General features: G+C 68.7%; 6 protein-coding genes and 2 pseudogenes. 2 read left to right on the top strand and 6 right to left on the bottom strand.

Annotated elements, in window-relative coordinates; all coding sequences use genetic code 11:
- Window positions 1–5: 5 nt before the first annotated feature.
- The 4 genes and pseudogenes from FPZ47_RS11820 to FPZ47_RS11840 all read right to left on the bottom strand — a co-directional run bounded on the left by FPZ47_RS11820 (window position 6) and on the right by FPZ47_RS11840 (window position 4,862).
- The gene (locus FPZ47_RS11820) at window positions 6–374 is read right to left on the bottom strand and encodes an ATPase (protein ID WP_144950368.1); all 369 of its coding nucleotides are present in this window, start codon (window positions 372–374) and stop codon (window positions 6–8) included.
- A 1,190-nt stretch (window positions 375–1,564) separates the two neighbouring features.
- Window positions 1,565–3,793, bottom strand: coding sequence for an acyl-CoA dehydrogenase family protein (locus tag FPZ47_RS11830; protein WP_144950370.1), 2,229 nt, complete (start codon window positions 3,791–3,793; stop codon window positions 1,565–1,567).
- Between the two features lie 183 nt (window positions 3,794–3,976).
- Window positions 3,977–4,096, bottom strand: a pseudogene (locus FPZ47_RS30620) (alpha/beta hydrolase); the annotation flags it as partial.
- A 94-nt stretch (window positions 4,097–4,190) separates the two neighbouring features.
- Window positions 4,191–4,862, bottom strand: coding sequence for a TetR/AcrR family transcriptional regulator (locus FPZ47_RS11840; RefSeq protein ID WP_246133340.1), 672 nt, complete (start codon window positions 4,860–4,862; stop codon window positions 4,191–4,193).
- A gap of 93 nt (window positions 4,863–4,955) precedes the next feature.
- Here FPZ47_RS11840 and FPZ47_RS11845 point away from each other — a divergent pair, with 93 nt between their 5' ends.
- Window positions 4,956–5,873: an oxygenase MpaB family protein gene (locus tag FPZ47_RS11845; protein ID WP_144950374.1), complete on the top strand. Its 918-nt coding sequence runs from the start codon at window positions 4,956–4,958 to the stop codon at window positions 5,871–5,873.
- On the opposite strand, the pseudogene FPZ47_RS30625 reads toward FPZ47_RS11845, so the two are convergent.
- Both FPZ47_RS30625 and FPZ47_RS29385 read right to left on the bottom strand, forming a co-directional pair.
- Window positions 5,848–6,075: pseudogene (locus FPZ47_RS30625) on the bottom strand (PIN domain-containing protein); the annotation flags it as partial. The gene FPZ47_RS11845 and the pseudogene FPZ47_RS30625 sit on opposite strands and share 26 nt — an antisense overlap.
- Window positions 5,985–6,167: a hypothetical protein gene (locus tag FPZ47_RS29385; RefSeq protein ID WP_246133341.1), complete on the bottom strand. Its 183-nt coding sequence runs from the start codon at window positions 6,165–6,167 to the stop codon at window positions 5,985–5,987. The pseudogene FPZ47_RS30625 and the gene FPZ47_RS29385, both read right to left, overlap by 91 nt.
- A 66-nt stretch (window positions 6,168–6,233) precedes the next feature.
- On the opposite strand from FPZ47_RS29385, the gene FPZ47_RS29390 reads away from it, so the two are divergent.
- The coding region (locus FPZ47_RS29390) for a PPE family protein (RefSeq protein ID WP_246859844.1) at window positions 6,234–7,467 on the top strand (1,234 nt) is incomplete at its 3' end.

The following is a 7,467-nucleotide window of genomic DNA, read 5'->3' on the forward strand; positions in this document are numbered from 1 at the left end:
CGCCGTCAGCGTCGCTGCTGGATGGCGCGGGTGATCTGGGCCGTGAGCTGCGGGTCGGCCAGCAGCTGATCGATAAGCGCGGAGATGACCTCCTGCCCGGTGACGCGGGCCACACCGAGCCGGTCGGCCGCTTCGCGCTGCCAGATGTCGAGGGCCCGGTGGGTGGCCGCGGGCAGGTCGACGGTGCGTCGGGTGCGGCGACCGCGCGACGGCTGCTCGCCCGCCGGTGGGTTGGCCGCCCGCTGGGGGCGCTGCGGCCGCAAGCCGGTGATGCGCTCCGTGGGCGCGGCTTCACGAGCCGGCGGGGTAGCCGATGGCTGCTGAGCGCGGAAGGCTCCGACGCTCAGCCCGACACGGCCGGGATTGGGTTTCACCGCGGCTTGTCTCCAGTGATGACGTAGGCAATCAGTAGTTCAGCGACATCTGTGTCAGTCGATACTGATCGCCCGACACGTCTCAGCATACGTCGCCTTTACTGGCGGCATCACCAACCCGGTGGCCGGTGCGAGCGAGGCGATCTGGTTCAGGCGCGACCGCTCGCCGGAATAGTTCCGGACGGGTTAGGCCAATGATTTATACCGTGTGATCAGGATTGAGGCTCCAAATGGCTAGCCAGAGTTGGTATCATTCAGAAAGGGTGCACGCGGCGAGCGTGATCCGTTCGAATGCCTGGCTGTGTCGACGATTTCCGACCGAATTTTCCCGCTATCGCACTGAGGCAGATCGGCGCGAAGGTTGATTTCCGGATTTCTGCTGGTCAGTAGCTCAGTATAAGTGCTCTAAGGTGCGGAAACGTGCGGGCACAGTGGGTGCTGCAGCGCAAATCGGACAGCAATATGATCGAGGTAGATAAATATTTCAGTAAATACTGCCAGTGGTAAACACTCGATTCAGTGATTTGACAATTGGCTCGCACGGAAATCTTTGGCAAATTCACAGCTGAATTTCTCGAAATTCGGCTGGCCTCACTTGCAATTTAGGGGTAGCTTCCGAAGCTATAGGCACCACAAAGATTTCGAAAGGAGTTCACGATGGGGGCTAGATCGCGATCGATCCACGCCGTTGCAGCGGGCGTTGTGAGCACCGGCGTGCTTGCCGGGGCTACGTTGTGCGGGACCATCCCCACCGCGGAAGCTGCCCCGGGATCAGTGGCGAGCTTCGTGAGCGCGGGCGCCCACGGAACCGTGCCGCAAGCACCGGCCGTCGAGCCCGTGCGGTTCGGGCCCGGCGGTTTCGGGCACGGTGGTTTCGGGCCCGGTGGTTTCGGGCCCGGTGGTTTCGGGCCCGGTGGTTTCGGGCCCGGTGGTTTCGGGCACGGTGGTTTCGGGCCCGGTGGTTTCGGGCCCGGTGGGGTACACCGGGGTTTCGGGCACGGCTGGGGACACCCGGGCGGTTTCTGGCGCCACGGGCGCTGGTGGAACTGGTGGTGGTGAGTGGACCGCCATCGGGCGGTGCCGGAGATCCACGTCCTGCCGCACGTGGGTTGACCGGCACCAGTGGGGGGGAACCATGCCGGCCCGGCTGACGTCGGGTCGGCATGGCCCTCCTGAGCGGGAGCAGCTGCCTAGGGGTCCCGCGGCAGGCCCAGCAGCCTCTCGGCGATGATGTTGAGCTGCACCTCCGAGGTGCCGCCGTAGATGGTCGTGGCGCGGCTGGCCAGCAGATACTCGCCCCACTTGCCCGGCAGTTCGGCGGTGTCGCCGATCGCGGCGTCGGTGCCGAACGACGACACCGCGAATTCGGCATAACCCTGGCCGGTGCGCATCGACAACAGCTTGGAAATCGCCGCCGACGGCATCGCGTCACCACCCGCCAGGGTCAGCAGCGTGGAGCGCAGGTTGAGCACCTTGGCGGCATGACCCTCGGCGATCAGCTGGCCTGCGCGGTGCTGGCCGACCTGGTCGAACTGGCCGTCGCGCACGAAGTCGACGAACTCGGGCAGGCTCGCCAGGAAGTTCGCGTCGCTGCTGCCCAGCGAAACCCGTTCCGCCGTCAGGGTGTTGCGGCTGACCTCCCAGCCGCGGTTGACCTCGCCGAGCACACACTCGTCCGGCACGAACACGTCGTCGATGTACACGGTGTTGAACAGCGCGTTGCCGGTGAGCTCGCGCAGCGGTGTGACCGTCACGCCCTCGCTCTTCATGTCCAGCAGGAAGTACGTGATGCCGTTATGTTTCGGGGCGCTCGGCTCGGTCCGCGCCAGCAAGGCGCCCCACTGCGACAGCTGTGCGGCGGTGGTCCAGATTTTCTGCCCGGTGATGCGCCATCCGCCCTCGGTGCGCGTCGCCTTGGTCGACAGCCCGGCCAGGTCCGACCCGGCGCCCGGCTCGGAGAACAGCTGACACCAGATCATGTCGCCCCGGAAGGTGGGCGGCAGGAACCGTTGCTTCTGCTCGTCGCTGCCGAACGCGACGATGGAGGGGATGATCCACGCGGCGATGCCGACCTGCGGCCGCCGGACCCGCCCGGCGCTGAACTCCTGGGCGATGATGACCTGCTCGACCGGGCTGGCCGCCCGGCCCCACGGCCTGGGCAGATACGGCAGCACCCAGCCTGCTTCGGCGATCGCGACCCTGCGCGACTCGCGGTCCATCTCCTTGAGCGCGGCGACCTCGGTGCGGATCTCGGCCCGCAGCTTCTCGGTGTCGGGGTCCAGGTCGATGTCCACCGGGCGCATGCCCGTGGTGGTCGCGCTGTCCACGACCTTTTGCGGGTATTCGGTCCTGCGCCCGAAGCAGGCGGCCAGCATCAGCGCCCGGCGGTAGTAGACGTTGGTGTCGTGCTCCCAGGTGAAGCCGATGCCGCCGTGCACCTGGATGCAGTCCTGTGCGCAGCGCTGCGCTGCCGCCGGCGCCAGGGTGGCGGCGACCGCGGCGGCGAACTCGACTCTGGCAGTCGCGATGTCCCAGCCGTTTTCGCCGGCTTCGCGCGCCTCGTCCAGTGCGCGGGCGGCGTCCCACACCGCGGCGGTGGCCCGCTCGGTGTCGGCGATCATTTCCGCGCACTTGTGCTTGATGGCCTGGAACTGGCCGATCGGGCGGCCGAACTGCTCACGGATCTTGGCGTACGCCGACGCGGTGTCGGTGGCCCAGCGCGCCACGCCGACGGCCTCCGCGGACAGCAGGGTCGACATCAGCGCGTGCGCGGTGGCCATACCCAGGTTGCTCAGCACGGCGTCGTCGCCGATCTCGACGGCGTTGGCCCGCACGTGGGCGACCGGGCGCAGCGGGTCGATGCTCTTGACCGGCACGATCTCGAGTTGTTCGGCCCGCAGCACCACCCATTCGTCGCCGCTGTCGATCGCCACCGGCAGGACCAGCACGGAGGCCTGCGCGGCCGCCGGCACGGCGCGCACCTCGCCGCGGATCACCAGCGCGTCGTTGTTCGGGCCGTGCCGGGTCGCGGTCAGGCCGGAATCGAGCGCGTAGGCGCCGATGGCCGCACCGGACGCCAACTCGGAAAGCACGTCGGCCCCGGGATCGTGTGCGGAGATCAGCGCGCCGGCGATCGCGGACGGCACGAACGGGCCGGGCACCGCCCCGTAGCCGAACTCGGCGAGGACGACGGCCAACTCGAGGATGCCGAAACCCTGTCCGCCGACGGACTCGGCCAGATGCACACCGTGCAGGCCCTGTTCGGCCGCCGCCCGCCAGTACGGCGGGGGGTTTTCCAGGGGCGATTCCGGTGTCGTCTCCATGGCCTCGTGCAGGACCTCGGACGGCGCCACCCGCGCCACCAGGGATCGCACCGAATCGGCCAGGTCCTGGTGCTCAGGAGTTATCGCGATCGGCATGGCGTGCCTTCCATTGCTTTGCTGGGCTTTTGCTCAAGTCTGGTGGTGAGGTATTCCCTCTCGGGTTGCGGCCAAGCATCCATCAATCTAGCCAACGGTCACCCGGCCGGCGGGCGGGGACTCGCAACGCCATCGCTTGGCGATCCACCTCGCGATGAGGTCGGCCTGCCCGCTGCGGGCGCCCGGGACGCCCGCATAACACGCGTTCGGCGCCCGAGCGCCGGGTTCGATGCCGGGATCGACCATGCGTGGATCCGCCCAGGTCCGCATCACGGCGAACGGCCGATCGGAAAAGCCACCGGCGTGAGAATTGATCTCGCGCTTCAGTGCGCACCGCATCATGCGGCTTGCGATGGTGCGGTTGTGGCAGCTGGACCCGGGGATGCGGCTGCGGCACCTACCGCTTTTTCCCTGAGACGCCTTTTCCCTTGAGGCGGTACAGGTCCGGCTCGGCGAGCTCGTCGAGCAGCGATGCCAGCTGGTCGACGAGCTCGTCCGGTTCGAGCCGGACGTCGCCGGCCAGCCACGCGCTGATCGTCTGCCCGACCCCGCCGACGACGAAGTGTGCCGCGGCCTTGATGCGATCGTTGGCCGGGACGCGCAGCGCATCGCCGACGTGCTGCCCCGACAGCATGGCGAACAGCGCGCTGGATTCGGCGCGTTTGCGCACCACCACCGGATCGGCCAGTTGGCTGCTGAACAGCAGGCGCCCGATGCGGGCGTCGCCGGCGATGGCGCGCACGATGTTGGCCATCCCCGCGCGGGTCTGCTCGTGCGCCGGTACCGCCGTCACCGCCGCCTGGGTGGTGGCGGCCAGTTCGGCGACCACCCAGTCGAACACGCAGCCGACGAAAGCGTCCTTGTCGGCGAAGCTTTCGTAGAAGTAGCGGGCGGCCAGGCCGGCGCGCCGGCATACGCCGCGAACGGTCAGTGTCGGGATGTCCTGTCGTTTCGCCCCCAGCAGGTCCAGTCCGGCCGCCAGGAGCCGGTCCCGCCGCGCGGCGACCCGCGCGGCCGCGTCGACGCCGCCGTAGGGTCGCACGCTCGGCGCTTCGGTCTCGGCGGCCACGAGCACCATCTTGACACCGGGCGAGACCGCGGACAATATCAGGAAACACGCGTTCGCACATTCCGTGCGACGGGCGCCGCGGGAGGTCAGGCCATGGCGATTCACCAACCGGGTCGCCGGGCGACGCCACACGTCGAACGTGCGGTCACCGACCCGCCCCGCCCGCGATCGAACCCGCGGCTGCGGACGCGGGGGCCGCTGGGCATCGACGAGGGCCTGATGGGCGTGGCGCTGCTGGCCGGCCCGGCCAACGTGATCATGCAGCTGGCACGGCCCGGCGTGGGCTACGGCGTGATGGAGAGCCGCGTCGAAAGCGGCCGGGTGGACCTGCACCCGGTCAAACGGGCGCGCACCACCTTCACCTACCTCGCGGTGGCCACCGCGGGCAGCGACGCGCAGAAGGATGCCTTCCGCCGCGCGGTGAACCGCGCGCACGCGCAGGTGTACTCCACTCCCGAAAGTCCGTTGCAGTACAACGCCTTCGACGTCGATCTGCAGCTGTGGGTGGGCGCCTGCCTGTACAAGGGCGGGCTCGATGTCTATCGTATCTTCGTCGGCGAGCTCGACGAGTGCGACGCCGATCGTCATTATCGCGAGGGCATGGCGCTGGCGACCACGCTGCAGGTGCCGCCGCAGATGTGGCCGGCCGACCGTGCGGCCTTCGACCGGTACTGGCAGGAGTCGCTGGCGCGCGTGCACATCGACGACGCCGTGCGGGGCTACCTGTTCCCGATCGCCGCGGGCCGCATCCGGGGCGTCGTGCTGCCGGGCCCGCTGCAGCGGACGTCGGACAACCTGGCGCTGCTGATCACCACCGGCTTTCTGCCGCAGCGGTTCCGCGACGAGATGCGGCTGCCGTGGGACGCCGCCAGGCAGCGCCGGTTCGACCGGCTGATGGCCGTGCTGGGCTCGCTGAACCGCTTGATGCCGCGGTTCGTCCGGCGATTCCCGTTCAACGTGCTGCTGTGGGACGTCGACCGCCGGATCAGGACGGGCCGGCCTTTGGTCTGAGCGTGCGAACCGAGCCGAACCGCGCGAAGTCGTGGTCCGGGGTCACCACGTCGCAGTGATGTTCGGCGGCGTGATGTTCGGCGGCGACGGCCGCAAGTGCGGCGTCGGGAATCAGGCCGCCGGAAGCGTCGGCCTGCTCGCAGGCTCGTCGCAGCAGCGCGAGGTGTCGTGGGCGGGGGCCCGTCGGCAGGTGATGGGGTCGGGGTGGTCGCCGCGGTGCGCGGCCGGCAGCACAGTGACGTCGACCAGGGGGACGTCGACCAGGGGGACGTCGACCAGGGGGCCCGCGGACACCCCTTGTTGTTAACGACAACCATTTTCACTAAGCTTTCCGGCAGTGACCGGAAAGGGCGGCGGACGATGACGGCACCGATCTGGATGGCCTCGCCACCGGAGGTGCACTCGGCCCTGCTGAGCAGCGGGCCGGGGCCGGGGGGCCTGTTGGCGGCGGCGGCGGCATGGGACGCGCTGAGCGCCGAATACGCCTCGGCGGCGGAGGAATTCACGGCGCTGCTGGGGTCGGTGCAGGCCGGCGCGTGGGAGGGGCCGAGCGCCGAGTCCTACGTCGGCGCCAATGCGCCGTATCTGAGCTGGCTGATGCGGGCAAGCGCCGACAGCGCGGCCACGGCCACCCAGCACGAGGTTTCGGCCGGCGCCTACACCGCGGCGCTGGCGGCGATGCCGACCCTGGCCGAGTTGGCCGCCAACCACGCCATGCACGGAGTCTTGTTGGCGACCAACTTCTTCGGGATCAACACCATCCCGATCGCGGTCAACGAGGCCGACTATGCACGGATGTGGGTCCAGGCCGCCACCACGATGGGGACCTATCACGTGGTCTCGGGTACGGCCCTGGCGTCCGCGCCGCAAACCGACCCGGCGCCGCCAATCGTCAAAACCGACACGCACACCCCGGCGGCCACCGCCGCGCTGCAGCAGATCGAGCAGTTCCTGCACAATCCGCTGGGTGTCCAGCAGGACATTCTCAACATCCTGAACAGCAATATCCAGAGCAACAACCCGCTGGGGCTCCCGCAGTGGTTCCAGAACATTCTGCAATCCGTCGGTGTCTCCAATACCCAAGTGGCACACGACCCGACGATCGACCTTCCGTTCGACAACATGATCGCCAGCCTCCTGCAGCACGTCGGCATCAATTGGGATCCGGCGGGCGGAACGATCAACGGGGCCACCTATGACGCATACGCGAACCCCGGCCAGGCGATGTATTGGGTCGCTCGCAGCCTCGAACTGTTCGAGGACTTCCAGAATTTCCTGGTAGATCTGACACAAAATCCGGTGCTCGCGTTTCAGTGGCTGGGCAGCTGGCTTTTTTTCGATATCCCGACTCACATATTGGAAGTGGTGGCTTACACGGTCAGCAACCCGGCGCTGGCTCTTGCGGCCCTGCCCGCCGTCGCTCCCCTGGGAGCGGTGGGCGGCCTCGCGGGGATGGCGGGACTGGCCGCCATTCATCCGGTCGCGGCCGTCGTGCCCGCGCCGCCGCCGCCCCTGGTGCTGCCTCTGGCCCCCGTGGCCCCGACGGTGGCCGCACCGGCGGCTCCCGCCTCGGCGCCGGGCCCGGCGCCCACAC

Origin of the sequence: Mycobacterium helveticum, from assembly GCF_007714205.1 — a bacterium.
Classification (GTDB): domain Bacteria; phylum Actinomycetota; class Actinomycetes; order Mycobacteriales; family Mycobacteriaceae; genus Mycobacterium; species Mycobacterium helveticum.

Coding starts and splice junctions, on each gene's coding strand:
- FPZ47_RS11830 (WP_144950370.1), bottom strand. CDS start 3,793: ATGCCGATCGCGATAACTCCTGAGCACCAGGACCTGGCCGATTCGGTG.
- FPZ47_RS11845 (WP_144950374.1), top strand. CDS start 4,956: ATGGCGATTCACCAACCGGGTCGCCGGGCGACGCCACACGTCGAACGT.